Here is a 23,953-nt window from a genome sequence, read left to right as displayed (position 1 = left end):
CGGCTCCCGCTCCCACGAGCACGTCGCCTGCGAGGACGTCGATGTGGCTGAGGAGGGGGGCTTTCGTGACCTTGCTGTGGTGCAGCCTGCCGTTGGTGCTGACCTTCAGCCCGTCGGGTGTGGTGGCGTAGACGCGTGACGGCTGCTCGGCGCCGGCGGGCTGGATGGAGTGGAAGTCGGCGGAGCCGTCCTCCGACGGCGTCTTCCAGGTGCGTCCGGAGTCCGTCGACTTGACAAGGCCGAGGTGGGGCGGGTGTTCCGGCGAGACGTCCTCGGGCGAGGGGTGTCCGCTGGCCAGGAACGTCTTCGGGCCGGTGATGGCGAAGCCCATGTGGTCTTGGTCGTGGACTCGAGCTCTCCTGGGCCACGCACCATGTGACAGTCCCTCCACCCGGGTCTGTTCAGATGCTACCGGCGATCGTAGAAGCGTGGCCTCAGCGTGTCTTCTCGTCACACCAGGGAAGCCAGGCGATCGCCCGCCAGGATGGCGCGTTTGACGCGGATCAGGTCCTTGGGCGCGTTCACCGCGACGGCGCCTACCAGAGCGCCGTGCTTGGCGAAGGCGACGGCGAACCGCCCCTCGCGCGGGTCGCCGGTCACGACGCGGGTCTCGTCCGCCAGGTGCGGCAGGCCGGCCGTCTGGATGCGGGCGCCGTGCACGTGGGTGGCGAAGGACGGCAGGTCGGCGAAGGGCTTGGCGTTGTCCGGACCGGCCAGCAGGTTGAGCGCCGCGGCGGCGCCCTGGTCGTTGGCGTTCGACCAGTGTTCGACGCGTACCATGGCGCCGCCGTACAGGCTGTGCGGCCAGCGTGCCACGTCACCCGCGGCGACCACGTCCTCCGCTCCCGACGCGAACAGGCGCTCGTCGCAGACCACCCCGTCGCTCAGCGTCAGCCCGCTGCCTTCCAGCCAGTCGGTGTTCGGGACGACGCCCATGCCCGCGATGACCAGGTCGGCGGGCAGCGTCCGGCCGTCGCTCAATCGCACGCCCGTTACCCTGCCGTTCCAGTCGAAGCCGGTCACGCGGGTCCCGGTGACGAGTTCGACGCCGTTGTCCCGGTGATGGGCGGCCAGCCAGCGTGCGGTCTCGGCGCCGACGACCTTCGCCATCGGGTGCGGCGACGTGTCCACGAGGGTGACGCCGAGCCCGAGGGCTCGAGCGGTCGAGGCGACCTCTCCTCCGATGAAGCCACCGCCGATCACGACGACGTCGCCGGGTCCTGCGGCCAGTTCGGCGCGCAGCGCCAGGGAATCCTCGACGGTGCGCAGGGTGTACACGCCGTCGGGGGTGTCCGGCAGGTGGCGTGGGCGGGCGCCGGTGGCGATGACCAGGCCGTCGTAGCGAATTTCCGAGGCATCGTCCAGGATGAGCCGGCGCTGAGACGGGGCCAGCCGTACGGCATGGCGGCCCTGTAGCCAGCGGTTGCCGAGCTCCTCGGCGCCTGGGAGAGTGACCTCGTCATCGCCCCTGAGCATGCTCTTGGACAGCGGGGGGCGATTGTAGGGAAGGTGCTTCTCAGCCCCTACCAGGGTGATCGTGCCGTCGAAGCCCTCACGTCGCAGAGCCTGAAACGCACGAAAGCCAGCCAGCGAAGCTCCGACGATGGCGATGGAGTTGAGTTCTCTCATGAGGGACGACCATACCCCTAAGGGGTATATGTGTGAACGTGATTTAGATCTCACATACCCATAGGGGGTTAGGGTTGTCAGAGATGCTGTGCTGCCGTATGGTCAACTCGCCCGTATACCTAATAGGGGTATTTGTCGAGGGGAGTCATGATGAGCAATGCGACCTACACCGTAAGCGGGATGACCTGTGGCCACTGCGTGGGCACCGTGAAGGCCGAAGTCGGCAAGATCGCCGGTGTCACTGCGGTCGATGTCGACCTGGCCACCGGCCAGGTAACCGTGACGGGGAACGAGCCGATCGAGGAAGCTCTTGTGCGCGATGCCGTAGAAGAAGCGGGCTACGAGCTGGTCTCCGCCTGACCGGGCCTCGAAGAGGGCCCTGGCGGGAGAGCCGCGGTGAACGGTTGACGGCCGGGTGCCGTGCATCTGTGTGTGCCGGCACCCGGCCGGCTCCTGGCAGGTGCTACGAGCCGCACTAGTACACCGGCAGGTGCCGTGACATGCCTTCGTTCCCGGGAGATTCGCACCATGAAGGGCTGGCTGACGGGGTGGGGCAAGGCCGCGCCGGAGGGCGGCATGGGACACGACATGCCCGGCGTCATGTCCGAGAAGGAGATGACCAAGCTCAAGGCGGCCAAGGGCACGGAGTTCGACAAGCTGTTCGCGCAGCGGATGATCGCCCACCACAAGGGCGCGATCGAGATGGCCCGCACCCAGCAGGCCGGTGGGTCGAACCCGCAGGCCCAAGAGTTGGCCGCAACCATAGAGACCACGCAGCAGGCCGAGGTGGAGGAACTGCAGAAGATCCTCGACCGGCTCTGATTTCATGACCCGTCCGAGCGCGATGGACGCCCGGACGGGTCATGTCCCGCGAGGTCGGGTGACGCCGATGGCAGCGCCTGATGGCGTGATGTCCGTCCGCAATGGGACGTCCGGGAAGCGGACCAGCGTGACCGCCTGGTTGCCGCTGGCCGCGAGCGCCTCCCGCATGAGGAACGTGCGCGCCTTCAAAGGCCATCGCCTGCTCGAACGGGGCGGCACGGGCGACTGGCCTGCGCAGCGCGAGCGCTCAGCAGACCGGCCGCCCACCTGACGGGGCGCTCCGGCCGCAGTGGCCTGCGCGGCCCGCCGCGGACCGAGATCAGTGGTGATAGGCGTGTACGACTGCGTGGCCCTTGCCCCGGCCGATGATCCACTTGTTGATCGGGGTGGTGACCAGGAAGGCCACCAGCAACGCGAAGGCGAGGGCTCCCCAGAACAGGCCGGAGGTCAACGTGGCGTCCATGGCGCCGGGGACGGCGAGCATCACGCCGTTGTCCACGATCTCCATCACGAGGATCGACGCGGTGTCGGCGGCCAGCGCTAGCTTGATCGCAGCGCGCCAGCTCACGCCGGCCCGGCGCAGCGGCAGCAAGGTGAGCAGGTAGCCGAAGAAGAAGGCCAGCACCACGGCCAGGGCGATGGAGGGAGCGGTGCTCCAGCCTAGCCAGGTTGCGATGACCAGCCCCAGCACCTCGCCGATGGCGCACCCGGTTAGGCAGTGCAACGTGGCTGAGGCGGCCATCGACCATGACGCCTTGCCCGTGTGCCCCTGGCGCGTTCCCTGGGTGGGGTGGTGTTGGGCATGCACGGCGCGCTGGTCCTGCGTGGGCGGGTTGTGCTCAGCCATCGGCCCCTCCTCAACGGTATGGGTTAGAGGTCATTCATCCCGAAGCTATACCCCCCTTGGGTATGTGGCAAGTGAGGCTGGCGGCGAGGGCTGCATGCTGGCGTGGCACGGCATCTCCGCGTCGAAACCTGGACTGGGAGAGTTGCGGCTGGGCCGGCGTGTGACTGGCTGCGGCGAAGCGGCAGGGTGTCGTGAGGTGGTGCGGGTCCGAGGGGCTGCCGCATAGGAGTATGTGGAGCAGGCGAAACGCTGGCCGGGGCAGGTGGCTCGGCTGATGCCGGTGGCCTGCACCATGGTGGGCGCAGTGGCGCCGCACAGTCTCCGTCATCTCGACGGTGCGCACAGAAGCGGGCGGCGCGGGAGCGGACAGTGTGCCTGGCCGCGGTAGTGAGTGTGGAAGCGTGCGGGGAGGTCGGGCGGGCTTCGAGGCGTCGCGGAACAGGGGCAGGACGGGGAAGGGCTCGGTGAGGTGGCGGGAATGCCTCTCGCCCATATACCCTTAGGGGGTATAAATGGAGTTAAGGAGATCGTATGCGACGCCTTACCGCGCTGGAGCCCGCCGAAGCACCCGGGAAATCCCGTGAGCTCCTGGAGGACATCGTCGCCAGGAGGGGCGGTGTGGGAGCCATGGTCGCCACCATGGCTCATTCGCCGGCCCTGTTGCAGGGCTACCTGGAGCTGTCCCGTGCCATGAAGCGCGTCAAGCTGCCTCGTGCTCTCAGCGAGAAGATCTCGCTCGCCGTGCAGGAGTGGATCGGCTGCGCCTACTGCCTGGAAGCACACACGGAGGCGGCACGTGCGGCAGGGCTGAGCGAGAGCGACATCGCACTCGCTCGTCAGGGATCGGCCACGGACACGCGCGAGGCGGCCCTCATCGCGATGGCGGTCCGTATTCTGGCCGAGCCGTCCTCCGTCGGCGACGACGATGTGGCGGAGCTGCGCGCACATGGCTGGAGTGACAGGATCATCGCCGAGATCCCGGGATTGGTCGCCCTGAACCAGCTCACCGGCACGTTCAACCTCCTTGCCGGGCTCGAACCCGCGGCGCCGGAAGCCTAGGGGCGGCCTGCGCGACGCGGGCGGTCAGCATCGCCTGGAAGTCCGCGTAACCGGCGAAGTCCTCGTGGTCGCAGGTCAACGCGCAGTCGATGAGTTCTGGCGACGCTTGGGCCCGGGCGACGCGCCCGAACCAGGCTCCGGCGGTGGCGATGGAGGATCTCCCGGCGGGCGGTGGGCTCCGGGGTGGTGAACATCTCGCGGAGGTCCTCCCAAGCGATGCCCGCTTCCCTGGCGCGGAGGACCACCGCGATTCGGTACAGATCGATGCGGCTGTAGCGGCGCCGGCCACCCTCGGCGCGGGCGGGGGTGAGCAGCGATCCCGGATGGGATCACCAGTCTTGACCGGGCTCTGTGGTGGTGCCGTGATGCGTGCAATGCCCTTCGTCATCCCCCGCACCACGGATGGCTCAGGACGGATGAGGTTGGTTCTGCCGGTTTGTGCGGCCGGGTGTCAACAGCGCGGCGGCGACGGCGCCGACCGCCGCTGCGGCGGCCGCCACGATGAACCCGTTGGTGAAGCCGCTCAGCGTGGTCCCGACCAGGCTCGCGGCTGCGACGCTCGACACGACCGCGGCTCCGATGGAGGCGCCGAACTCGTGGAAGGTGCTCACGATGCCGGAGGCGATCCCGGCTTCATGGGGCGCCACCTGCCCGAGCGCGGTCGCCGAGGCGATGACGAACATCGCGCCGGTGCCCGCCGCCGCGACGGCCACGCCGAGCACGACGCTGACCGTGTTCATCGACACCGCCGGTACGGCCAGGCCGATCGCCGCGACCGTCAGGCCCGCGACGGCCAGCCGGCGTCCACCCCATCGGCCGAGCATGCGTCCGGTCAGATGGGCGCCGAGCATCGTCGCCAGCGCCACCGGCAGGAACAGCAGCCCTGCCTGCAAGGCGCCGTATCCGACAGCGTGCTGGAAGTAGAAGGTGCCCAGGAAGAACACGGCGATCATCAGCGCCGTTGCCATCAGGATGAGGAAAGCGCCGGTCGCCACAGGCCGCCTGGCCAGCATCCGGACGTCCATCAGGGGTGACCGGGCCCGCCGCTGCCAGAGCACGAACAACACATAGCCCACGGCGGCCGCCAGGACGAGCCATCCGGTGAGCGCGCTGAGCCAGCCCCGCTCGCCTGCGGCGATGAGGGCGTAGATCAACGACGCGGAGGAGGACGTCACCAGAATCGCGCCGAGGGCGTCGAGCCTTGGCCGGTCGGCGGACGTGGCCGGCCGGGCCGGCAGCAGAGCGGCGAGCACTGCGGCGATCACGAGCCCGATGGGCACGTTGACATAGAAGACCCATGACCATCCTGGGCCTGCGGTGAGCAGGCCGCCGAGGAGGACACCGAGGGCGGCGCCACCACCGCCCAGCGCGGACCAGACGCCCAGGGCCTTGTTCCGCTCCTCTCCGTCGAACAGCGCCACCACCAGCGACAAGGCGGAGGGCGACAGGAGCGCCGCCCCGACGCCCTGCGCCACGCGACCGCCCACCAGCAGGCCCGCGGACCCGGCCAGCCCGGTGACCAGCGATGCGACGGCGAACAGAAGCAGTCCGGCGAGCACGACCGGCTTGGCTCCTACGAGGTCCGTGATCCGTCCGCCGAGCAGCATCAGTCCGCCGAAGGTGAGCGTGTAGGCGCTGACCGTCCAGGTCAGCGCCTCGCGGCCGAGTTCGAGGTCCGTCCCGATGTGGGGCAGTGCTATGGCCACGACGGTGACGTCGAGGATCAGCATGAGCTGGGCAACCCCGAGGAAGCCAAGGATGTGCCACCGGGCCGGATGCGGCTCCTGGGGTGAGACCTGCCGTACTTCTGGTTGGGCCATCAGTTCTCCTCCATGCACATAACTCGTACTCTCGTGTACGAGATCTAGTCGACACTATAACCTGTATATGCACATACGAGTTAGACTGGTGTAATGGCTGCACCCTCCGCGCGCTCCAGGCGCCGCGCCGATGCCGAGCGCAACATCGCCCGCATCGTGTCCACAGCGCGCGCATTGCTGAGTTCGGATCCGAACACGACCACGGACGACATCGCGCAGGCCGCAGGTGTCGGGCGGATGACCCTGTACGGGCACTTTCGCACTCGGGCAGACCTGGTCGAAGCCGCACTCATGGACGCCCTGCGAGCCGGCGACGAAACCCTGTCGTCCCTCGACCTGACGGGGGACGCCCACGAAGCCATGACCCGCCTACTGGCGTCGAGCTGGGAGATCGTGGCCGAGTCCGCGGCGCTGCTTACCGCCGCCGAGACAGTCCTCCCCGCAGGCCGGGTCCGCGAACTGCACGCCGAACCCGCTCGACGCATGGCCGAGCTCATCCGCCGCGGCCAGGAACAAGGCGTCTTCCGCGCCGATCTTCCCACCACCTGGCTGGTGAGCCTCGTCCACTACATCCTGCACGGGGCGGCGAGCGAGGTACGCGTGGGACGCCTGCCCTCACACGACGCCGGTGACATGGTGACGAAGTCCGTTCAATCGGTGCTGACCGGCTAGAAGCACTGTCCGGAAATGCAGAGCCGCCTTCTTGGGGCTGGCCCGCGGCTGCGGCTTCGCCGTCGTCGTGACCGAGTCCAGGATTTCCACGCCGCAGTGGACTCCTGAGGCTCGGGCGCGGTCCGTCATCCCGGACCGCGCCCGTTCACCCCCGCTTAACAGTGAGGTGCGGGTCGCCTCAGCTCACGACCTTCGCCTCGACGTTGTGCGCCAGCGGCAGCCCGGTCACCTTGATGTCGCGGGTCTCGATCTTCTGAGCCGTGATGCTGTACTCCGCGCTGCCCTCACCGGGCTTTTGCATGTCGTACTTGGCGTGGAACGTCCATTCGCAGGTGAAAAGCGTTGTGAAGGCCTGGGGACCTACTTGTACGGCTAAGTACGTCTCGAAGGTGTCGGTGATCGTGACGCTACGAAGATCCTGGCCCTTCTGCCACTTGGTCGGCACTGCCCATGTCGGGGAGTCGTCGCGGATGAGGACCACCGGCTCACCGGGCGGGATATCGTCGGTCTGGCCCTTGTACCAGGGCGGCTGGCTGGTGTCCAAGGACCGCTCGAACGAGTAGTCGACTTTTAGCCCGTCATACTCGGCGACCCGGCTGCTTGTGACGAACTGCAGGACGCCGGCCTTCGTCGCGTCCGTATTGTCCCCGTCGGCCTTGAGCGCCGTGAGAACCTTGAACAGACCGAAACGTATCCAGATCGTCGGGGGCTGGAAGGCGTATCCGGCGAGAGCGCCCCTGAGGTGCTGATTCACCTCGACGATCGGCGGATGGGCAAGCACCATCGGAGTGGCGAATTGCAGAGAGCGCCCGCCGACGACCTCCGTGTGGTCGGGGGAGAACGAGCGGGCTTCGTAGAACTTCTGCGCGCTGAAGTAGTCGTCCTCGCCCAGGTGCACGGCGAACTCCTTGAGCTGGGCCCGCCACGGGTCACCCAGCCTGTAGATGGCCGAGGCCTCCGCCAGCGCCGTGCGAATGCTCTCCATGTCGGAGGCGAGGTTTCCCTCCGGCCCGTTGTAGGTGACGCCGTTCAGCACGGCGGTGACGAACTCGTCCTCCTCCTCCAGTCCTGCGAGGTGGACCAGCACCTGAAGTGTCTCGAGGTGCTCCTGACCCGCTTCGCTCTCGTACCGCTGTGCCGCGTAGTTGGACGCCGAGAACATGCCCTCTCCCACTGTCGTCGGGACTCAGTAGAGACAAGAGTTCGGTGCGGGTGGTTGTGATACGGCGACAGCCGGATCAGGTTCCGGTTCGTCTCGATGGCGGTCTTCGGCTGCCCGCTCACGACCGTCGCCGCTACATGATCACTGGGCGAGCCGGCGCGTCGCCGTGGCACGCCTGGTGCGGCGGTGGGGAGAAGATCTTTCTGGGAAACCCCTCGGGCTGAGCGCCGTACTGCGTGCCTTCGGCCCGCTGGACCGTCCGTACGAGATGGGCCCTGGCGTGCTGCAGATGTGTGGTCTGGACGCCTCGCTGCCCGTGGCGGGGCGCCTCTAGATGTACAACGACCACTTGGTGCAGTCGGCGAAGCGTTCCGGTACGTAGCCGAGGTTCTTGGACGGGCGGTTGTCCAGCACCGCGCCGCAGGCACGAACGTAGTAGCCGGCCCGGGTGTAGGCGCCGGTGTGCGTGCGAGACTTCGTACCTCCCAGCTTGCGCTCGCCGAGCCTGTCGACGGTCGACGATCCGGGCTGTTTGCGCTCCAGCCATACCCAGCCCGTACGCATCCACGGCAAGGGGCTTTCGATGAGCCCCCATGCGCAAGGCCCGCCGACTCGGAGGACGACCTTCCCGCCAGGGATGCCGAAGGCAGTGTCGGCCTCGAAGAAGTTCCCGCTGGCGGCGATCCGCTCGGACATCCTCCGGCTGCCGTCACAGACGGCTGCCTGCGCCGGCGTCGCCAGCGCGGTTGTGAGGAACAGGGGGATGAGGAGGGCCGAGCTGAGCCCGATGACAACTGCGCACTTGGAACGTGCCATGATGATCTCCCGGTCCTGGATGGCAGCTTGCCTGTCGGCAAGTCGTGACCGGACTGTAAGAGCGTCCACGCGTCCGTAGCCATGCATAAGTACGCACAGGCGGCCGGTAAAGCTACCTTGATGCCACCCCGGTGCCGCACAACGTGCGTGGCCAGGCCGAACCGCTGTGCCGGCTCGCCGATGGCCAGCCGGGTGTCGCCCTACCTCGCCGGCGAGAGAGCTCAACGTCCGGGGTAGGGCGGCGGTGCTGTGGCGGGCCGCCGATCGGTGACCCGCCCGCGCCGCCGGTCACGGTGTGGCCGTGCCCCCGTCCACGCCGATCGCCGGGAGCGGCCGTGCCGCCCTGGTCGCCGCCCCCGCGTCAGGCCCGCACGCCGCCTCCAGCAAGTGGTTCCCGATCGCGAAGTCGATGGCGTGCGTGACGGGACCACCGTTCTCGTCGAGCTGCTGGTAGTTCCTCAGGTTGATGCCGAAGGCGAACTGGTGGCCGCCGCCGGCGTCGGAGAACGCGAAGGTCTGCATGCCGGGGACGCTCCCGTCGTGCCCCCAGAACCTGCCGCACGGCAGGTCGAGAGGGAAGATCCCGAGACCGTAGTCGACCGCGGCGCCCGACAACGACCGGATGGGCACGGTCTTCTGCATCTCGGCGAGCAGAGTCGCGTCGAGCAGCTCTCCGCGCAGCAGCAGCCGGAAGAAGCGGTTGAGGTCCTCCATCGTCGAGGCGACCGCACCCGACGTCCAGGCCCAGGACATGTTGTAGACGCTGTAGTCCTTGGGCGGGTCGAAGTAGCCGAACAGCGCCTCGTACGCCTTGGAGCTCGGCCCAGGCAGGTACGGCGTACGCGGGAACGACGTGTGCCGCAGCCCGGCCTTCCGGAAGACCTGGTCGGTGATGTACCGCTCGGCACTCGTGCCCGTCACCTTCTCCAGCAGCAGGCCGGCGATGACGAAGTTCGTGTTCGAGTACGACCCGGGTGTCACCCCCGGCTGCCCGGTCGCTGGGGCGCCGAGCCCTGCCCGCGCCAGCTCCTCCGGCGGGAAGGCGCGGAAGCGGTTGGCGTCCAGGCTCTCGATCGTCGGGAAGAGCACCTCGGTGTGGTTGGCGATGTGGCTGGTGTGGTTGAGCAGCATGCGTACGGTGATCTGCTGCCCGCGCTCACCCGGGAGCAGATCCGGCAGGTAGCGGCCGATGGGGGCGTCGAGCTCGATCGTGCCCTTGCTGACCTGCTGTAGCACCGCCACGGTGACGAACGACTTGGTGATGCTCCCGGCCCGGTGCACCATCTCGGGACGCATCGGGCGGCGGGTCTCGACGTCGGCGACGCCCGCGGCGCCCTTCCAGCTCCGCCGGCCGTCCACGACGTTCGAAGAGGCGCCGTACATGCCGGCCTCGTGCACGGCGTCCAGTGTCTGGCGCAGCCGCTGCCGGTCGAGGCCGCCGTCCTCGGCGACGGCCGCGGGTGCCGCCGCGAGCAACGCGGCGGCCAGGGTCGCGGCTCCCAGCCGCGAGGCGAGCGTGCTGAATCGACGAGTGGTCATGGCGCTCAGCATGAGCCTTCCGCTCGGCGGAGGTCAGTGTTCTGTATCACTGGTCCCGCATGACAGAAGTCAGTTCTCACACCAAGTCGGTGTGGCCGTCGGCGCTCAGGCCGGGCGCTGGGCCGGCGCCTCCTGGGCCTGATCAGGAAGAAGGCTTGACGGACCCGGCCTCGGCCATCAGGGTGTGGGTCGCCCGCGGTCCAGGCGGTGCTGCGGGCTGGACACCTTGCACTGCCGGTTCGGGCAGAGCAGCGCAGTACTGTGACTTCGCATGACCGACACCGAGATCGAGATCACCGCGGACCTGGTCCGCGACCTGCTTCGGGAGCAACATCCAGATCTTGCCGGGCTGGCCATCCGTGAGGTGGAGGGTGGCTGGGGCAACCAGATATGGCGCCTCGGGGACGAGTTGGCCGTGCGCATGCAGCGCATGGACCCCACCCCGGAGCTCCAGCTCAAGGAGCGGCGGTGGCTGCCCGTGCTGGCCCCGCGCCTGCCGCTCCCGGTGCCGACCCCGGTGCGGTTCGGCGAACCGTCCGGACGCTTCCCCAAGCACTGGACCGTGATGACATGGGTTCCCGGCGAGCCGCTGGACCACGGCTTGATCAGCCGCGGCGCCCACGCGGCCGACACGCTGGCGGGCTTCCTCGGGGCGCTCCATGTGGAGGCGCCCGCCGAGGCCACGGCCAGTTCGGACTTCGGCGCTCACCCCAAGAGGTGTACGGGCGGCTTCGAGCAGTTCTTGCAGGCCATTGACCCCGACGCCGTCGGCGATGTCCGCGCCGTCCGGGCCGTCTGGGCCGATGCCGTCGCGGCCCCCGAGTGGGAGGGCCCGCCGGTGTGGGTGCACGGCGACCTCCATCCCGCGAATGTCGTCGTCTCGGACGGAACGCTCTCGGGTGTGATCGATTTCGGTGCCTTGTTCGCCGGCGATCCCGCGTGGGACCTCGGCGCCGCGTGGGTGCTGCTCCCCGCGGGCGCGGCTGCCCGGTTCTTCGACGCGTACGGGCACGCGGACGAGGCGACGATCCGGCGCGCCCGCGGGCTGGCCGCTATGAAGAGCCTCTTCCTGATGCTCATGGGACAGAACGGGGATCGGGGCCTTCCCGGCGGCAAGCCGCACTGGGGGCCCGCGGGCCGGGCGGCACTTGATCGTGTTCTGGCGGGCGTTTGAGGCCGTCTGCCGGGGTGGCGGTCATGATGTTCTCCTCGAATCCAGTTGATGTGCTGCGAAGGGACGGACGACGTCACCTGCCGGGGACGAGCTCGGCCAGGTGGCGCAGCGAGTTGATGAGATGGTCGGGGCCGAACGGCGGGAACCGGAGGTATGCCCGGACGGAGTCGGGCACCGCCGACCAGTCGTAGGTGAGCGTGACCTCGGTCTTGGACGGACCGAGCGGCGTGAGGTCGTACCGCCAGATCCAGCCGCCGAACTCCAGCTGACCGTCGCCCTTGTCATAGCCCGTCAGCCAGCCGATGGCGCGCGGCGGGTCGAGCACCTGGACCTTGTTGACCACCCGGTAGTCACCGTCCGGATGGTCGGCGTGATGCATGTCCATCCGGAAGATCTGCCCCACCTCGGTCAGCGGCGCCTGGTTGACGGCTTCCTGCACCCAGCCGGTGCCGTCGATCGCGGCGTGGCTCGCCGGGTCCGCCAGCACCGCGAACACCCTCGCGGCGGGCACGGCGACGGTCAGGGTGGCGTTCACGTTCTCCTGGTTCATGATGTGCACGCTCCGTGTCATCTCAGGCCTCCTGCTCCATGCGTGCCCGCCGGGTCCGCAGGAAGGTTCGTTCGGTGTCGTTGGCAGCCCAGGTGATCGCCTGGTCGTAGGCGGCGACGGCCTCGGCGGTGCGGCCCAGGCGGGCCAGCAGGTCGGCGCGGGTGGCGGGCAGCAGGTGGTAGCCCGGCAGGTCCAGCTCGTCGATGGCGGCCAGCGCCTGCGCCGGTCCGTGCACCTCGGCGACGGCGACCGCTCGGTTGAGTGCCACGATCGGGGTCGGGGACTGCCGCAGCAGCTGGTCGTACAGGGCCAGCACCTGCGCCCAGTCGGTGGCCGGCCCGTCGGTGTGCACGGCGTTGATCGCGGCCTGCAGCTGGTACGGTCCCGGCTGGTCGCGGCGCAGGCAGCGGCGTACCAGCTCGTGTCCTTCGGCGATCAGCTCCCGGTTCCACAGCGAGCGGTCCTGCTCGGCCAGCACCACCAGCTCACCGGCCGGCCCCAGCCGGGCGGGCCGGCGGGCTTCGGTGAGCAGCAGCAGCGCCAGCAGGCCGATCACCTCCGGCTCGTCGGGCATCAGCTCGGCCAGCTCCCTGGCCAGGCGGATCGCTTCCAGGCTCAGGTCGGTGCGCAGGAGCTCCCCCGCCGTGGCGGTGTATCCCTCGTTGAAGACCAGGTAGAGCACGGTGAGAACCGGCGCCAGCCGGTCGGGGAGCTCGGCGGCGCCGGGCACCCGGTAGGGGATGCCGGCGTCGCGGATCTTCTTCTTGGCCCGGACGATCCGCTGGAAGACGGTCGCCTCCGGAACAAGGTAGGCGCGCGCGATCTCGGCCACCTCCAGGCCGCCGAGCAGGCGCAGGGTGAGCGCGGTCTGCGCGAGCGGCGACAGCGCCGGGTGGCAGCAGGTGAAGATCATGCGGAGCTGGTCGTCGCGCACCGGTCCCACCTCCTGGGGTTCGCCGGGCTGGTGCAGCAGCAGTGCCTGGGCGTGGCGCGCTTCGCGGGTGGATTCACGGCGCAGGCGGTCGATCGCCCGGTTGCGGGCGGTGGTCACGATCCATGCGCCGGGATTGGGCGGCGGCGCCTCGCCCCACTTCTGGACGGCCACCGCGAAGGCGTCCTGCACGAACTCCTCGGCCAGGCCGATATCCCCCAGCTGGCGCGTCAGCGTGGCCACGCACCGGCCGTACTCGGCCCGGTAGACGCCGTCCAGATCCACCGCGTCCATCGCCTGCTCACTTCCACTGCGCGTCTTCGAACGGGCGCACCTCGATCGGGGCCCCGCAAGCCAGCGCGCACCTCTCGCCCCAGGCCAGCGCCTGGTCCAGGTCGTCGCACTGGATCACCCAGAACCCGCCGAGCTGTTCCTTGGTCTCGGCGAACGGGCCGTCGGTCATGGTGGTCGTGCCGTTGCCAGGGCGTACGACGGTGGTGGCGTGCGAGCCCACCAGGCCACCCGCGAACACCCAGCAACCAGCCGCCTGCATGTCAGCGGTGACCTTGGCCGTCCGGGCCTGCTGCTCCTGCAGCTCCGCATCGGACGGCCATGACGTGCTCTCGTCGAACTGGACGGCCAGCAGGTACTTCTTCACGGTCGAACTCCTTGAACCAGGATCAGGCGGACATGCGGCGGGCGATGGCGGGGATCACGATCGCGGCGGCGACCACGTGCGTCACCATCAGCAGCACCTTCGTGGCCACCGACGCGCCGACGAGCACATCCGGTACCAGGGACAGCGCGGTCAGCACCAGCGTGGCACGGACGAACGCCGTACGCGCCCGCCGGGCCCAGCGGGCCAGCGCCACGGCCAGCACCAGGCCTGCCAGGGAGAAGACGACGGTCAGCACCGCGAAGCCGGATGCGGGGATCGGCGCGCCGTTGACGACGAGGCTGATCCCGGCGGCCTCGCCCGCCGCGGCGACGGCCGCGGTCGCCGCGCCGGCCACGAGGGAGGCGGTCAGACCGCCGATGATCAGCCGCTTGGCGGTAGCGGTGGTGGCGGCGGTAGCGGTGATGATGGACATTGCGGACCTCCGGTGAGTGGTGACCGGCCCGTCGCCGGCCTCTCACCCTGGCTACGAACGGGCTCGACGCCACTCGACACGTCCGCAGAGAAATTCGGAAGAAGTCTTCACCCGACCGCCTCCGAGGCGACAGGACCTGCCCCTTCCACGCTCGCGGGTGGCCGGATCCACGGTGGACAGGAAGGTCCTGGCCGATCCGAGCTTTCGCACCTGCGGGCTGATGTTCGTTTCCACATTCACCGTCGTGCTCCCGTAGTGCGACGATCTTTTTGCGGGAGGCGAGCCTACGTGTTCGTCGCGATATCCAAATGAGCGCCTTCAAGAGCGCAGCTCCGGATTTCCACTCGCATCATGTGATGTCGGCCGGACATCTGACAGGGCGATATCCGGACTTCTGCCGGACACTTTCATCCGATTGCCAGCGCCGGCCGGGCGCTGCCGATCGTCTTCTGGCTGGTCACGTCCTTGGACTGAGTGTAGACGCGGGCTCCGGCCCTGCCAGGTCCCGGTTGTGGCCGGGTGTCGTGTGAGGTCTAGAATCACGCCGGGTGGGGATAATTTTCGACGCTGTGATCGGCGAACTCCCGCTGGTGCAACGAGTGTGGTCGGCGAGCTGTGACACCACGACTGTCTTCAGTTCGGTGGTCAAAGCCTCATCCATGATCGCGTTTGCGCGAGGTGACCGTGGAATGACGGTGCACGTGCGCGGACCGGAGACGAAGGGCTCATCGCTGACTTTCCCGGCCGGCTGGGAGTTTTTCGGTGTGGAATTGCGGCTCGGTGCCTGTCTGCCGCTTCACCCGCCCTCCGGTCTGACCGACCTCAGGGATGCGTTGGTGCCGACCCTCCCGGGCGGCCGGATCCTGCTGGGCAACCGGGACTGGGAGATGCCGACCGTGCAGAACATCGACGTCTTCGTCGACCGGCTGGTGCGCGCAGGTCTGCTGTCCTTCGACCCGCTCATCGACGAGATCCGGCACGGCGAACGGCCACGCGGTATGTCCGAACGGAGCGCGCAGATCCGGTTCCGCCGGGCCGTCGGGATCTCGCACCGCAAGCTCGCCAGCATCGAGCAGGCACGGCACGCCGCGCAGCTCCTCATGGCGGGGAGCTCGATCGCCGACGTGGTCACCGCCGGCGGCTATTACGATCAGTCGCAGCTCGCGCGGGCGATGCGGTGGGCGACCGGTCAGACTCCGGGCGAGTTGAGGTCCGGTACGCCGTTCCTGGCGTTGTGACACGGGTTCGGTTCGATACAAGACAGACCGACAAGCCGGATGGTTGACTCCCGGCCGTGCGAAAACTGATCGAATACGACCACCTCTCGATCGATGGGAGGATGTTCGGCGACGCCTGGTGGGCCGGGCAGGCGAAGATCGTCCCCAACGACGACCACTTCGCCTATCAGCTCGGGCTGCTGTCCTCGGCGGCCGGTCTCGTGCTCGGCCGGGCGACCTATGAGGGCTTCGCCCAAACCTGGCCGACCATGACCGGCGATGTCGCAGACAAGATCAACTCCTTGCCCAAGTACGTCGCCTCCACCACGCTGACCGCCACCACGTGGAACGCGGAGGTGCTGGCCGGCGATGCGGTCGAGGCAGTCGCCCGGCTCAAGGAGGCCGGCGACGGCACATTGATCAAGTATGGCAACGGCCCGTTCAGCCGGGCGCTGGTCGAGGCGGGTCTGCTCGACGAGCTGCATCTGAGCATCTCCCCGTTCGTCGCTGGATCCGGTGAGTCGCTGCTGTCCGGCATGCGTGCCACCGCAATGGATCTGACGAAGGTGACCGAGCTCGGTAACGGCACAGTGGTGCTGACCTATGTGCCGAGTCGGTGGACAGGGACGGGGGAATCGACATGACTCAGGGTGCGTACGCCTCGGTGAACGGCATCGACCTCTACTACGAGGTTCTGGGCGCCGATCGGCCCGGTCCGCCGCTGATCATGCTGCACGGCGGCGCGTACACGTTCCGTCTGAGCTTCGACTCGTTGCTGCCGGCGTTGACCGCTGAGCGGAAGGTGATCGGTGTCGAGCTGCAGGGGCACGGGCACACCGCCGACAGTGACCGGCCGTTCTCCATCCGGCAGTGCGCCGAGGACGTGATCGCGCTGCTCGATCATCTCGGCGTCGAGCGGGCCGACCTGTTCGGCTACAGCCTGGGCGGGCTGGTCTCCACCGAGGTCGCTGTCTCGGCCCCGCACAGGGTCGGCCGGGTCGTGCTGGCGGCCTCGCATGTCCGGTCGACACGATCCGAGGCGTATTACCCCGAGATCACGGAGCTGAAGCTGGACTCGCCTCGGATGCCGACCGAGGAGGACTCCGCGGCGATGAAGCGTGCCTACGACGAGGTGGCGCCGAAGCCGGAGGACTTCTTCCCGTTCGTGGTGAAGCTCCAGCCGGCGGTGCACGATTTCGAAGGGTGGACGGATGAACAGCTGGCCCGGCTGACGATGCCGGTCCTGATCATCATCGGCGACACCGACTTCGTCCGGCTCGAGCACGCCGTCGAGATGAAGCAGCTGCTGCCGGACGCGCGACTCGCGATCCTGCCGGGCACGAAGCACCTGCAGGTCATCCGGCCCGACCTGGTGCTGCCGATGGTCACGGAGTTCCTGCGCCAGTGATCAGAGCCGGCGGGGGCGGCGCGGCCAGGTCCCGCCCGTACCGGTACAGGCGACTCGTACCGGTACGGGCGACTCGGCTGACCGCCCTGTACGGGATCCCGGTGACGCCCGCGAGCATGCCCGTGTGACGACGTCGTCCCCAACGCCTGGTCAGGCAGCCGAGGCGCACCGGTTCGGCCAGGACGAAGCGGCCGGAGAGACCACGTTCGTCGCCACGGGGCGTCAGCGCACGCGGAAGGCGCGCTCCACGGTCTGCTGGACCGTGTTACCCGCTGTGTCGCGCGCCGTGAGGCGGAGCGACGCGAACCCTCCCTGTCGCGGAAGGACCGGGACGATCGCCTTCCAGGTGTCCTTGCCGGCAGGCACGACCACGGCCTTGATCCACGAGGAGCCGTCGCGCGACACCTCGACACCGACGCGGGACAGCGGCCGGGTCGCCCCGGTCATGCGCTCCAGCCGCAGGGGCAGCACGAGGGCCCCCGGCCTGGTCGCGTTGTCCAGGTCGAGCTGGGGATAGGCACGCAGCACGAACAGCGGCACGGGACCGGCACCCGACGAGGTGAACGACCACTCCGTCCTGACCTTGGTGGACAGCTCGCTGGCCTTGGGGTTGACCGTGCCGTCCAGGACGAGCTGGAAACGCCCGGGACCGGACTCGACGGGGAAGGTCACCGTACCGGGCAGTTTGTCGGCCGTTCCCACGACCTGGCCGTCACGCAGGAGCGTCGTGGTGCCGCCGCCGTAGTCGCTGCTCACGGCGGAGCGGCCGGGACGGGGCGGGTGCCACAGCGGTATGCGCGTGATCGTGAAGGCCTTGTCGTTCCTGGTCACGGCGGCGTTGCCCGGCAGGGCAGGGCCCACGACGCCCGTGTTCCACCACTCCTTCTCGGTACGGCCGGCCCGGTAGGAGTCGGCCTCGGCGTGCTCGTCGGTCTGGTGGAGACGCCCGGTCGGCATGGTCTCGATGGAGCGCGCCCACGGCACGCCCGGCGTGAAGTACCAGGTCGGCGTGGCCGGCAACGACACGACCGCCTGGCTCCACGAGGTGTAGGACCCGGCGGGGCCGTCGGTGACGGGTCCCGCGCCGAACGCGCCCGTGGCGTCGGCCCGGAGGGTGGCCAGGTGCGCTCGTACGGTGCCCAGCTCGCGGTCACGCACCCGCAACGTGCCCGGCACGGATCCCTCCCTGCGCAGCAGCAGGTTGTACTGGTAGGGCGTGTCGGTGAACGTGCCGTCCGCGCGCAGGGCCGCCAGCTGGGTGAACGTCTCGAAGCGGAACCCGCGCGCCTTCCCCTCGGTGGGCGACACGCGGAAACGCAGCGGATCGGGCGAGACGTTCCGCGGCAGCGAGAAGCGGTCGAGGGAGAACCGCGCCCCCCACTGCCGGCCGTCCTGGCGGTCCTGGATGAAGGTGAAGGTCTCTCCCGCCGTCCTGGCGTCGGCGTGGTCGGTCGCCACGTTCAGCAGCCGCGCGTCGCGGGCGTCGAAGACGAGCTCCCGGTCCTCCTTGACCTCCAGACCGGGGACCGGCACCACGCTCAGCTCGTCGTGACCGTCGGGGAACGCGGTCCGCAGCACGGCATAGGCCAGGTAGCGGCCCGCGGGCACGCGGACGGGCCCCTCGCTGTCGCCGTGGTTGACGCCGATGCTGATGGGGTCGCCGCCGCTCTCCGGCATGAGCGTCATCGGCATGTAGTCGTCCGGGCGGTCGGGGACCGTACCGAGCTGGTCGATCATCTTCACGTGCAGGTCGTAGCTCTCCGCCTCGGTGGAGAGGTTGACCAGGGTGGAGATGGTGACGCCGCCGCCCGTCGCGGTGATGCGACCGGGGAAGGCGCCGGGGCGGGACGACTTCACCTGCGCGGTGACGGTGACCGCCGCGGTGTCGTTCGCGGGGACGGTCACCTGCGTGGCGCCCAGCGTGTACACGTCCTCGGGCGCGTCAAGGGCGAGGTCGAGCGTGACCGGCGCGGTGCCGGAGTTGCGGTAGGTGAGGGTCCGCTCGATGGGGTCGTCCTCGTACGGCCAGCGCAGGTGCCCGAAGGAGAGCGTGCCCGCGTCGGCGGCGACGCTCTGCTTGACGGCCTTGGCGACGTCCACCCGGCCGGCGCCGTTGTCGGTGAGCGGCCCACCTGGCTTGACCGAGCCGACCAGGCTCGCCTTGAGCTGCTGCCACGTCCAGTCGGGGTGCTGCTGGGCCAGGATTGCGGCGGCGCCGGCGACGTGCGGGGCGGCCATCGACGTGCCGGAGTACGCGATGTGGCCGGTCGTGCCGGCCCGGGCGGCGGTGATGTCCACGCCGGGGGCGGTCAGGTCGGGTTTGATCGCGAAGTCCGCCACGCGGGGGCCTCGGCTGGAGAAGCTCGCGAGCTCGTCCTCGGAGTCCACCGCGCCCACCGTGAGCGCCGAGTCGGCGCTGCCCGGGCTGCCGAGCGTGCTCGCGCCCGGTCCGTCGTTGCCCGCGGCGATCACGAAGAGCACGCCGCTGTCGGCGGAGATGTGCTCGACGGCCTGCTCCAGCGGGTCGAGACCGGGCTCGTCCCGGTGGCCGAGGCTCAGGTTGACGATCTTGGCGCCCTGCTGGGCGGCCCACTCCATGCCGGCGATGATGCCGGAGGCGTAGCCGCTGCCGCTGTCGTTCAGCACCTTGCCGCTGAGCAGCCGGGCTCCGGGCGCGACGCCCTTGCGCGCGGGCGTCCCCGCGGCGCCCTGACCGGCGATCGTGGCGGCGACATGGGTGCCGTGGCCGTGCCGGTCCACGGCGTCCTGGCTGTCGGTGAAGTTCTGGGCGGCCTCCACCCGGCCGGCGAGGTCGGGGTGTTCGTCGTCGACGCCGGTGTCCAGAACGGCCACCTTGACACCCTCGCCGCTGAACCCGGCCTGCCAGGCCTCGGGCGCGCCGATCTGCGGAACGCTGCGGTCGAGCGAGGCCTTGACGGGCGCGTCGAGCCACACCTTCGCCACCGAGCTGTCCTGGTCGAGCTGCGTCCACACGGCCCGCTCGCGCGGAGCGGTGGCCGCCACGGCGTTGATCGAGGCCAGCGTACGGGCCCCGGCCAAGGAGGCCTTGGGCGCGGCCCCGTCCCGATACTGCACGATCAGCGGCAGCCCCTTGACCGAGGCGTCATCCAGCCCGGCCGCGATCAGCCGGGGAACCTGGAACAGGCTGCGATCCAGCACGCCTCTGGCCACGTCGCCGGCGACGTCCAGCGGGATGAGCGCCCAGTCGTCCTTGGTGCCCTCCGTGACGTACCGGACGTTCTTCCTGCCGGGACCCGCCTCGAAGGCGACACGATCACCGTCCACGGTCACGCGGTCTCCGGTGATCAGCGTCACGCTCCTGGCGGCGGCCGAGTCGGGCGGTGGGGTGTCCGCGACGGCAGGGGGGACGGCGGCCAAGGGGATCGCGAGCGCGACCACCGCGACGAGCGTTCTGGCTAACATCGTCGTTTCCTCCTCATAGGGCATGAGGAGTCAAGCAGGGGAGGATTCGCACGATCAAGCAACCTGGGTGGCGCCATCGGTCATGACGCATGTACGACACGGCGCCCGAGCGTCCGCAGCCGGGTGACCGGGCGGTCGGGCGCCGCGGCGCGAGGGAGTCACCCGCAGTGCCCCACGTACGGACTCGTGGCGACGGTGTACTGCGGGTGCGCCTCCGGCGGCCGGATGGCGGGGTTGCGGACCTTCCTGAACGTGCCGGAGGCCGCGACGCACTTGTTGACGCCGTTGAGCCTGACCGGACCCGCGTAGTACGTGAACTGGCCGCCGTCGTAGGCGCGTCCGATGCGCGGGTCGCACGTCCGCTTGCCCTTGGCGGAGCGCGCGCACGTGAGGAGGGTGACCGACATGGTCTTCTTCGTCGCGACGGACGCCGACGTGGCCCGTAGGACGGCGCAGTTGCGGGTGCCGTCCCAGTAGAGGTGAAGCTTGGCGATGACCCTTCCCCCGTTGTCCTTCATGTTCCGGGTCTGGAGCAGTTTTCCCGAACAGCCGTCCGCGGCGAGGGCGGGCTGGCTGACCGTGACCGCAGATGCGACGGACACCACTCCTGAGATCACGACCGCCGTGACGGCCCTGGCGATTCGTCTGGCTACGACCACCGAACACTCCCTCTGGTACACCATGATCCTTAACGGTGATCATCGTAGGCCGTACGGAGGTTCGACATCACAAAAGGTCATTTTCATCACGAAACTTCCAGGAAGTCCGAAGGTGCCCCTGAGGCGCCTAGTACTCCGGTGACATGTCGCGATCAGGGCGGCGAGCAGCCGGGGGATCTCGGGCAGGGTCAGGGGGATGACGTCGTCTGTGGTGCTGGCCGTCGCCATGTGACCCCGATCCCTCAAGATCGCCAAGTGCCACTGAAGTACTAGGTCATGCGGACGCCCAACACGCTCAGCAGCGCTTCGGATATCCGGTTGTCGGCTCTGCGGTCGTAACTCTCGTATCCAGGCATCGGGTTCGCTTCCAGGACGGTCCACCCCTTCTGGCTCACCCGGAAGTCGAAACCGATGAAGTCGAGCCCCGACCATGCCTGGTATGCGTGACACGATGCCAGCACGTCGTCCGGCACCGGAACAACCGCGTAACGCTTCGGCGAAGGATCAAAGCGGTAATCGACGACGAGAGAGTCCTCCGACCGCTCGGGGGTCACACTGACAGCGATGGGTTCACCGCGCACCAGGTGCAATCGAACATCCACGCCCGGCACATACGCCTGGAACAGGACCGGACTGTTTCGCAGTGAATTCACCCTCGCCGCTTCCGCATCGGTGAATGGGGAAACGATGGTCTTCTCCGAGCTCGCACCCTTGTACAGCACGCGGCCGTTCTGTTCGAGGAAGTCGCTGAGCGGCTCCCCGAAGTTCGTCAGCAGAGATGGAGGGGTCGTGAACCGGAAACCTGCGAGCACCCACAGATGATAGAGCTTGGAGCCGTTGCTGGGCTCGGAGCGCGGACGATTCACCACAGTGATCTCGCATGCGCCGAGCATTTCGACCAGGGCGCGTAACCGCGCACGGGCCGCGCCTCTCGCTTCCGCGGGCAGCAGCTCGGTGGTATCGATCAGACGGGAATATATGCCGCTGACCGATAATTTCGAGAGCTCAAGGACGGTCTCGCCGTACCACAGTCGTCCTTCACGAGCTTCGCCGTCCCAGATCCACCCTCCCTCGTCGAGATAACGCTGCACATCGAAGAACAGAAACGGAACATCGTGGCCCCTCGCCATCGCCGCAGTATGAGCCATGGTCTTGTCACGCGTGGCACCCAAGAGGACGATCACGAGTCCTTACCGCTCCCGCAGCAGACGTCAAGCAAAGCATCGTGTACCTTACCGGCCCACTGCCGGTACCAGGCGAGTGGCGGATCCGTCCTGATTGCGGAGACCAGAGGATGGCCTCGACGGCCGACCACCGCAACCGTATAGAAGCACAGGCCCTCTCTCGCGGCCTGGTTCCTGAAACGAGTCAACCAGGTCTTGTACCCTTCCGACGAGCGATCGAGGCCGCTCCCCGACCACAAGGGGAACACGTGATCGCCCACCATCAGATACAGATCATAGGACGCAGTGTCACACACCTGTGCCCGCACGAACGGTGGCATCTCCCGCTCCGTCGGATCCGTGTCACCACACCAGGTGACCAAGGAAATCGCGTTCTGCCAATGAATCTCGCCGGCCGACTTCTCGTGGGCAAGATGCACCAATTCCTGGAGCTCAGCGGTGCGGGAACCCGTGTAGGTGGCGACGAACGAATCCCCGAACAGCGATCGTAGGCCCTGGACGTAGTCCCAAGCCCAACGACCCGGACGGTTCACCGTGTGGGACGCCATGCCTGCCAAGGACCACAGGGCGGCGAAGTACTCCTGGGATGCGAATCGCTCTTCTTCGACATCGATGATCGGTCGAAGGGCTCCGGCGTGCCTCACCCACACACAGGTGTCGGTGGACGTCAAACGCTGGCCATCCACGAAGCAGACCCATCGGGGATCACGGGCGTGCTCGTACGCAAGAGCCAAGGACATGTCTCGAAGATCGCTCACGAGCGCGCAAGAGACATTGCTTTTCGAACAATGCTCCTTGAAGGCCTGGGCGCCGTCGTCATGCGGAGGAGCAAAAACCAGGATCGACCGCATCACATCATTGGGCGCATGAATTGCTCCACGGCGCTTATCTCACCCGGAAGCACGACTGCGTCGATCGGGCTGAGAATCTCAGGGTCGCTGGCCTCCTTGCCCTCGCTGTCCTTCTCGCTCGATTCCTTACCCGTCTCGTTCCCGTCGGAGCCGCCTTCCTTTCCATCGGAATGACAGCCGTCCGCGGCAAGGGACAGGGCGTTGGCGATGGCGTCATCGATCGTGAGCGCTGACAACCTGAAGTCGCCAAGGACGTCCGGGCGGGCATTCTCAACGATGAAGAACTTTTCCCTCGCCACACGAATCACCCCTCCGCCTTGCGCTCGGCCAGCAGATCGCCGATGTTGACGCCGTTGATGACGAGGCCGGAAACGTCACTCGCCTCTATCACGACATTGTTGAAGCTGCACTTCAACATCCGACTGTCATCGAACGAAACCTGTGCGAACGTGTCGCTTCGGAGAGAGGTGTCGATGAACTCGCAGTCGCTGAAACTCGACCGTACGAAGCGACTGCCGTCCAGAATTGAACCCACCCACGCCGTCTGCTGCGAATTGGCGCCTTGATAGAGCACGTTTGATCTTGGCGAGTCAGCCTCTGCCATAATTCCCCTCCCGGCAGTCGACGCTACACAGGACGATAACCCGGATGCCGGGCCTCCACAAGAGGCGCTTTCATGAACTGCATCCGCGCACGATTGGGAAGATCGGAGAGGATGCGAGTAAAGATCTACAGCCGAACGGATCTGGATCTCGCGCGTCTTAAGGCCGGCAGGGAGGAGGCGTCCGCCATGGATTGTGCTTGCACAATGATGCTCATCAGCGGCACCTTCAGTGCCTTGTTCGCGCGACTGGATGTTTTTGCTACAAGATATTCTGACCGCAGGTCAAACAATGGCGGACTCCGCAGGCATCCACCGGGTGATCCTAGCCGTTGAGGCCCTCAGGAATGCAGGGCTGAAGCGTTCTCACGTGGTGAGACCGAGTAGTTGAAGACCGTCGGCAGGGTGGCTGCGGTAGTGGTCGGTGGCGGCGGTGATGTTGGTCCAGCCGATGAGGCGGGTCAGGCCGACGGCGAG

At 68.1% G+C, this 23,953-nt stretch carries 25 protein-coding genes; 9 read left to right on the top strand and 16 right to left on the bottom strand.

Going from position 1 to position 23,953, the window contains the following annotated elements; genetic code table 11:
• Positions 1–450: 450 nt before the first annotated feature.
• Positions 451–1,629: an FAD/NAD(P)-binding oxidoreductase gene (locus ABGB14_RS12930; RefSeq protein ID WP_347643861.1), complete on the bottom strand. Its 1,179-nt coding sequence runs from the start codon at positions 1,627–1,629 to the stop codon at positions 451–453.
• A 150-nt stretch (positions 1,630–1,779) separates the two neighbouring features.
• On the opposite strand from ABGB14_RS12930, the gene ABGB14_RS12925 reads away from it, so the two are divergent.
• From ABGB14_RS12925 to ABGB14_RS12915, 3 genes are all read left to right on the top strand, one after another.
• Positions 1,780–1,989, top strand: coding sequence for a heavy metal-associated domain-containing protein (locus ABGB14_RS12925; RefSeq protein WP_347643860.1), 210 nt, complete (start codon positions 1,780–1,782; stop codon positions 1,987–1,989).
• 60 nt (positions 1,990–2,049) lie between these two features.
• A complete protein-coding gene (locus ABGB14_RS12920; protein ID WP_347643859.1) occupies positions 2,050–2,451 on the top strand; it encodes a DUF305 domain-containing protein in 402 nt (133 codons plus the stop codon).
• Positions 2,452–2,518: 67 nt separating this feature from the next.
• The gene (locus ABGB14_RS12915) at positions 2,519–2,722 is read left to right on the top strand and encodes a hypothetical protein (protein ID WP_347643858.1); all 204 of its coding nucleotides are present in this window, start codon (positions 2,519–2,521) and stop codon (positions 2,720–2,722) included.
• Positions 2,723–2,770: 48 nt separating this feature from the next.
• Here the strand turns inward: ABGB14_RS12915 and ABGB14_RS12910 are convergent, their stop codons facing one another.
• Positions 2,771–3,298, bottom strand: a complete 528-nt coding sequence (locus tag ABGB14_RS12910; protein WP_347643857.1) for a DUF4396 domain-containing protein — start codon at positions 3,296–3,298, stop codon at positions 2,771–2,773.
• A 531-nt stretch (positions 3,299–3,829) separates the two neighbouring features.
• Here ABGB14_RS12910 and ABGB14_RS12905 point away from each other — a divergent pair.
• Positions 3,830–4,357, top strand: coding sequence for a carboxymuconolactone decarboxylase family protein (locus ABGB14_RS12905; RefSeq protein ID WP_347643856.1), 528 nt, complete (start codon positions 3,830–3,832; stop codon positions 4,355–4,357).
• Positions 4,358–4,764: 407 nt separating this feature from the next.
• Here the strand turns inward: ABGB14_RS12905 and ABGB14_RS12900 are convergent, their stop codons facing one another.
• On the bottom strand, positions 4,765–6,177 hold the full coding sequence (locus ABGB14_RS12900; RefSeq protein WP_347643855.1) for an MFS transporter: 1,413 nt from the start codon (positions 6,175–6,177) through the stop codon (positions 4,765–4,767).
• A gap of 93 nt (positions 6,178–6,270) precedes the next feature.
• Between ABGB14_RS12900 and ABGB14_RS12895 the strand changes: the two genes are divergently transcribed.
• Positions 6,271–6,849, top strand: coding sequence for a TetR/AcrR family transcriptional regulator (locus ABGB14_RS12895; protein WP_347643854.1), 579 nt, complete (start codon positions 6,271–6,273; stop codon positions 6,847–6,849).
• Between the two features lie 178 nt (positions 6,850–7,027).
• Here ABGB14_RS12895 and ABGB14_RS12890 read toward each other — a convergent pair whose 3' ends face one another.
• From ABGB14_RS12890 to ABGB14_RS12880, 3 genes are all read right to left on the bottom strand, one after another.
• Entirely contained in the window at positions 7,028–8,011 is a 984-nt protein-coding gene (locus ABGB14_RS12890) for a hypothetical protein (RefSeq protein ID WP_347643853.1), read from the bottom strand.
• A 330-nt stretch (positions 8,012–8,341) separates the two neighbouring features.
• Positions 8,342–8,827 (bottom strand): hypothetical protein, encoded by a 486-nt coding sequence (locus ABGB14_RS12885; protein WP_347643852.1) that lies wholly within the window; start codon positions 8,825–8,827, stop codon positions 8,342–8,344.
• A 288-nt stretch (positions 8,828–9,115) separates the two neighbouring features.
• Entirely contained in the window at positions 9,116–10,366 is a 1,251-nt protein-coding gene (locus tag ABGB14_RS12880) for a serine hydrolase domain-containing protein (protein ID WP_347643851.1), read from the bottom strand.
• Between the two features lie 271 nt (positions 10,367–10,637).
• Between ABGB14_RS12880 and ABGB14_RS12875 the strand changes: the two genes are divergently transcribed.
• Positions 10,638–11,540: an aminoglycoside phosphotransferase family protein gene (locus ABGB14_RS12875; RefSeq protein ID WP_347643850.1), complete on the top strand. Its 903-nt coding sequence runs from the start codon at positions 10,638–10,640 to the stop codon at positions 11,538–11,540.
• Between the two features lie 73 nt (positions 11,541–11,613).
• Here the strand turns inward: ABGB14_RS12875 and ABGB14_RS12870 are convergent, their stop codons facing one another.
• Genes ABGB14_RS12870 through ABGB14_RS12855 form a run of 4 tightly spaced genes read right to left on the bottom strand, consistent with a single transcriptional unit; the run spans position 11,614 to position 14,112 of the window.
• Positions 11,614–12,111, bottom strand: coding sequence for an SRPBCC domain-containing protein (locus ABGB14_RS12870; protein WP_347643849.1), 498 nt, complete (start codon positions 12,109–12,111; stop codon positions 11,614–11,616).
• Position 12,112: 1 nt separating this feature from the next.
• The gene (locus ABGB14_RS12865) at positions 12,113–13,315 is read right to left on the bottom strand and encodes an RNA polymerase sigma factor (RefSeq protein WP_347643848.1); all 1,203 of its coding nucleotides are present in this window, start codon (positions 13,313–13,315) and stop codon (positions 12,113–12,115) included.
• Between the two features lie 7 nt (positions 13,316–13,322).
• The gene (locus tag ABGB14_RS12860; RefSeq protein ID WP_347643847.1) at positions 13,323–13,679 is read right to left on the bottom strand and encodes a YciI family protein; all 357 of its coding nucleotides are present in this window, start codon (positions 13,677–13,679) and stop codon (positions 13,323–13,325) included.
• A gap of 22 nt (positions 13,680–13,701) precedes the next feature.
• A complete protein-coding gene (locus tag ABGB14_RS12855; protein WP_347643846.1) occupies positions 13,702–14,112 on the bottom strand; it encodes a DUF6069 family protein in 411 nt (136 codons plus the stop codon).
• Between the two features lie 569 nt (positions 14,113–14,681).
• On the opposite strand from ABGB14_RS12855, the gene ABGB14_RS12850 reads away from it, so the two are divergent.
• Genes ABGB14_RS12850 through ABGB14_RS12840 form a run of 3 tightly spaced genes read left to right on the top strand, consistent with a single transcriptional unit; the run spans position 14,682 to position 16,737 of the window.
• Positions 14,682–15,350 (top strand): helix-turn-helix domain-containing protein, encoded by a 669-nt coding sequence (locus tag ABGB14_RS12850; RefSeq protein WP_347643845.1) that lies wholly within the window; start codon positions 14,682–14,684, stop codon positions 15,348–15,350.
• Positions 15,351–15,406: 56 nt separating this feature from the next.
• Entirely contained in the window at positions 15,407–15,973 is a 567-nt protein-coding gene (locus ABGB14_RS12845) for a dihydrofolate reductase family protein (protein ID WP_347643844.1), read from the top strand.
• Positions 15,970–16,737: an alpha/beta fold hydrolase gene (locus ABGB14_RS12840; protein ID WP_347643843.1), complete on the top strand. Its 768-nt coding sequence runs from the start codon at positions 15,970–15,972 to the stop codon at positions 16,735–16,737. Before ABGB14_RS12845 ends, ABGB14_RS12840 begins: the two co-directional genes overlap by 4 nt.
• Before the next feature lie 222 nt (positions 16,738–16,959).
• Here the strand turns inward: ABGB14_RS12840 and ABGB14_RS12835 are convergent, their stop codons facing one another.
• The 6 genes from ABGB14_RS12835 to ABGB14_RS12810 form a co-directional block, all read right to left on the bottom strand.
• Positions 16,960–20,181 (bottom strand): S8 family serine peptidase, encoded by a 3,222-nt coding sequence (locus ABGB14_RS12835; RefSeq protein WP_347643842.1) that lies wholly within the window; start codon positions 20,179–20,181, stop codon positions 16,960–16,962.
• A 158-nt stretch (positions 20,182–20,339) separates the two neighbouring features.
• Positions 20,340–20,783, bottom strand: coding sequence for a hypothetical protein (locus ABGB14_RS12830; RefSeq protein WP_347643841.1), 444 nt, complete (start codon positions 20,781–20,783; stop codon positions 20,340–20,342).
• A 326-nt stretch (positions 20,784–21,109) separates the two neighbouring features.
• The gene (locus tag ABGB14_RS12825) at positions 21,110–22,024 is read right to left on the bottom strand and encodes a hypothetical protein (protein ID WP_347643840.1); all 915 of its coding nucleotides are present in this window, start codon (positions 22,022–22,024) and stop codon (positions 21,110–21,112) included.
• Positions 22,021–22,875 (bottom strand): hypothetical protein, encoded by an 855-nt coding sequence (locus ABGB14_RS12820; RefSeq protein ID WP_347643839.1) that lies wholly within the window; start codon positions 22,873–22,875, stop codon positions 22,021–22,023. Before ABGB14_RS12820 ends, ABGB14_RS12825 begins: the two co-directional genes overlap by 4 nt.
• Complete coding sequence (locus ABGB14_RS12815; RefSeq protein WP_347643838.1) at positions 22,875–23,183, bottom strand: hypothetical protein; 309 nt, start codon at positions 23,181–23,183, stop codon at positions 22,875–22,877. Before ABGB14_RS12815 ends, ABGB14_RS12820 begins: the two co-directional genes overlap by 1 nt.
• Positions 23,180–23,479, bottom strand: coding sequence for a hypothetical protein (locus ABGB14_RS12810; protein WP_347643837.1), 300 nt, complete (start codon positions 23,477–23,479; stop codon positions 23,180–23,182). The genes ABGB14_RS12815 and ABGB14_RS12810 overlap by 4 nt, the downstream gene beginning before the upstream one ends.
• Positions 23,480–23,953 lie beyond the last annotated feature (474 nt).

This window comes from Nonomuraea sp. B10E15 (assembly GCF_039871615.1).
GTDB lineage: Bacteria > Actinomycetota > Actinomycetes > Streptosporangiales > Streptosporangiaceae > Nonomuraea.
The sequence above is the reverse complement of the archived record's forward strand: the minus strand, read 5'-3'. Positions and strand labels throughout refer to the sequence as shown.

Excerpts from the sequence above, each read along its gene's own strand:
- ABGB14_RS12915 (WP_347643858.1), top strand. The coding sequence starts at position 2,519 with ATGGCAGCGCCTGATGGCGTGATGTCCGTCCGCAATGGGACGTCCGGG.
- ABGB14_RS12885 (WP_347643852.1), bottom strand. The coding sequence starts at position 8,827 with ATGGCACGTTCCAAGTGCGCAGTTGTCATCGGGCTCAGCTCGGCCCTC.
- ABGB14_RS12870 (WP_347643849.1), bottom strand. The coding sequence starts at position 12,111 with ATGACACGGAGCGTGCACATCATGAACCAGGAGAACGTGAACGCCACC.
- ABGB14_RS12835 (WP_347643842.1), bottom strand. The coding sequence starts at position 20,181 with ATGTTAGCCAGAACGCTCGTCGCGGTGGTCGCGCTCGCGATCCCCTTG.
- ABGB14_RS12840 (WP_347643843.1), top strand. The coding sequence starts at position 15,970 with ATGACTCAGGGTGCGTACGCCTCGGTGAACGGCATCGACCTCTACTAC.
- ABGB14_RS12895 (WP_347643854.1), top strand. The coding sequence starts at position 6,271 with ATGGCTGCACCCTCCGCGCGCTCCAGGCGCCGCGCCGATGCCGAGCGC.
- ABGB14_RS12925 (WP_347643860.1), top strand. The coding sequence starts at position 1,780 with ATGAGCAATGCGACCTACACCGTAAGCGGGATGACCTGTGGCCACTGC.
- ABGB14_RS12875 (WP_347643850.1), top strand. The coding sequence starts at position 10,638 with ATGACCGACACCGAGATCGAGATCACCGCGGACCTGGTCCGCGACCTG.
- ABGB14_RS12890 (WP_347643853.1), bottom strand. The coding sequence starts at position 8,011 with ATGTTCTCGGCGTCCAACTACGCGGCACAGCGGTACGAGAGCGAAGCG.
- ABGB14_RS12865 (WP_347643848.1), bottom strand. The coding sequence starts at position 13,315 with ATGGACGCGGTGGATCTGGACGGCGTCTACCGGGCCGAGTACGGCCGG.
- ABGB14_RS12900 (WP_347643855.1), bottom strand. The coding sequence starts at position 6,177 with ATGGCCCAACCAGAAGTACGGCAGGTCTCACCCCAGGAGCCGCATCCG.
- ABGB14_RS12930 (WP_347643861.1), bottom strand. The coding sequence starts at position 1,629 with ATGAGAGAACTCAACTCCATCGCCATCGTCGGAGCTTCGCTGGCTGGC.
- ABGB14_RS12810 (WP_347643837.1), bottom strand. The coding sequence starts at position 23,479 with ATGGCAGAGGCTGACTCGCCAAGATCAAACGTGCTCTATCAAGGCGCC.
- ABGB14_RS12910 (WP_347643857.1), bottom strand. The coding sequence starts at position 3,298 with ATGGCTGAGCACAACCCGCCCACGCAGGACCAGCGCGCCGTGCATGCC.
- ABGB14_RS12855 (WP_347643846.1), bottom strand. The coding sequence starts at position 14,112 with ATGTCCATCATCACCGCTACCGCCGCCACCACCGCTACCGCCAAGCGG.
- ABGB14_RS12820 (WP_347643839.1), bottom strand. The coding sequence starts at position 22,875 with ATGCGGTCGATCCTGGTTTTTGCTCCTCCGCATGACGACGGCGCCCAG.
- ABGB14_RS12905 (WP_347643856.1), top strand. The coding sequence starts at position 3,830 with ATGCGACGCCTTACCGCGCTGGAGCCCGCCGAAGCACCCGGGAAATCC.
- ABGB14_RS12880 (WP_347643851.1), bottom strand. The coding sequence starts at position 10,366 with ATGACCACTCGTCGATTCAGCACGCTCGCCTCGCGGCTGGGAGCCGCG.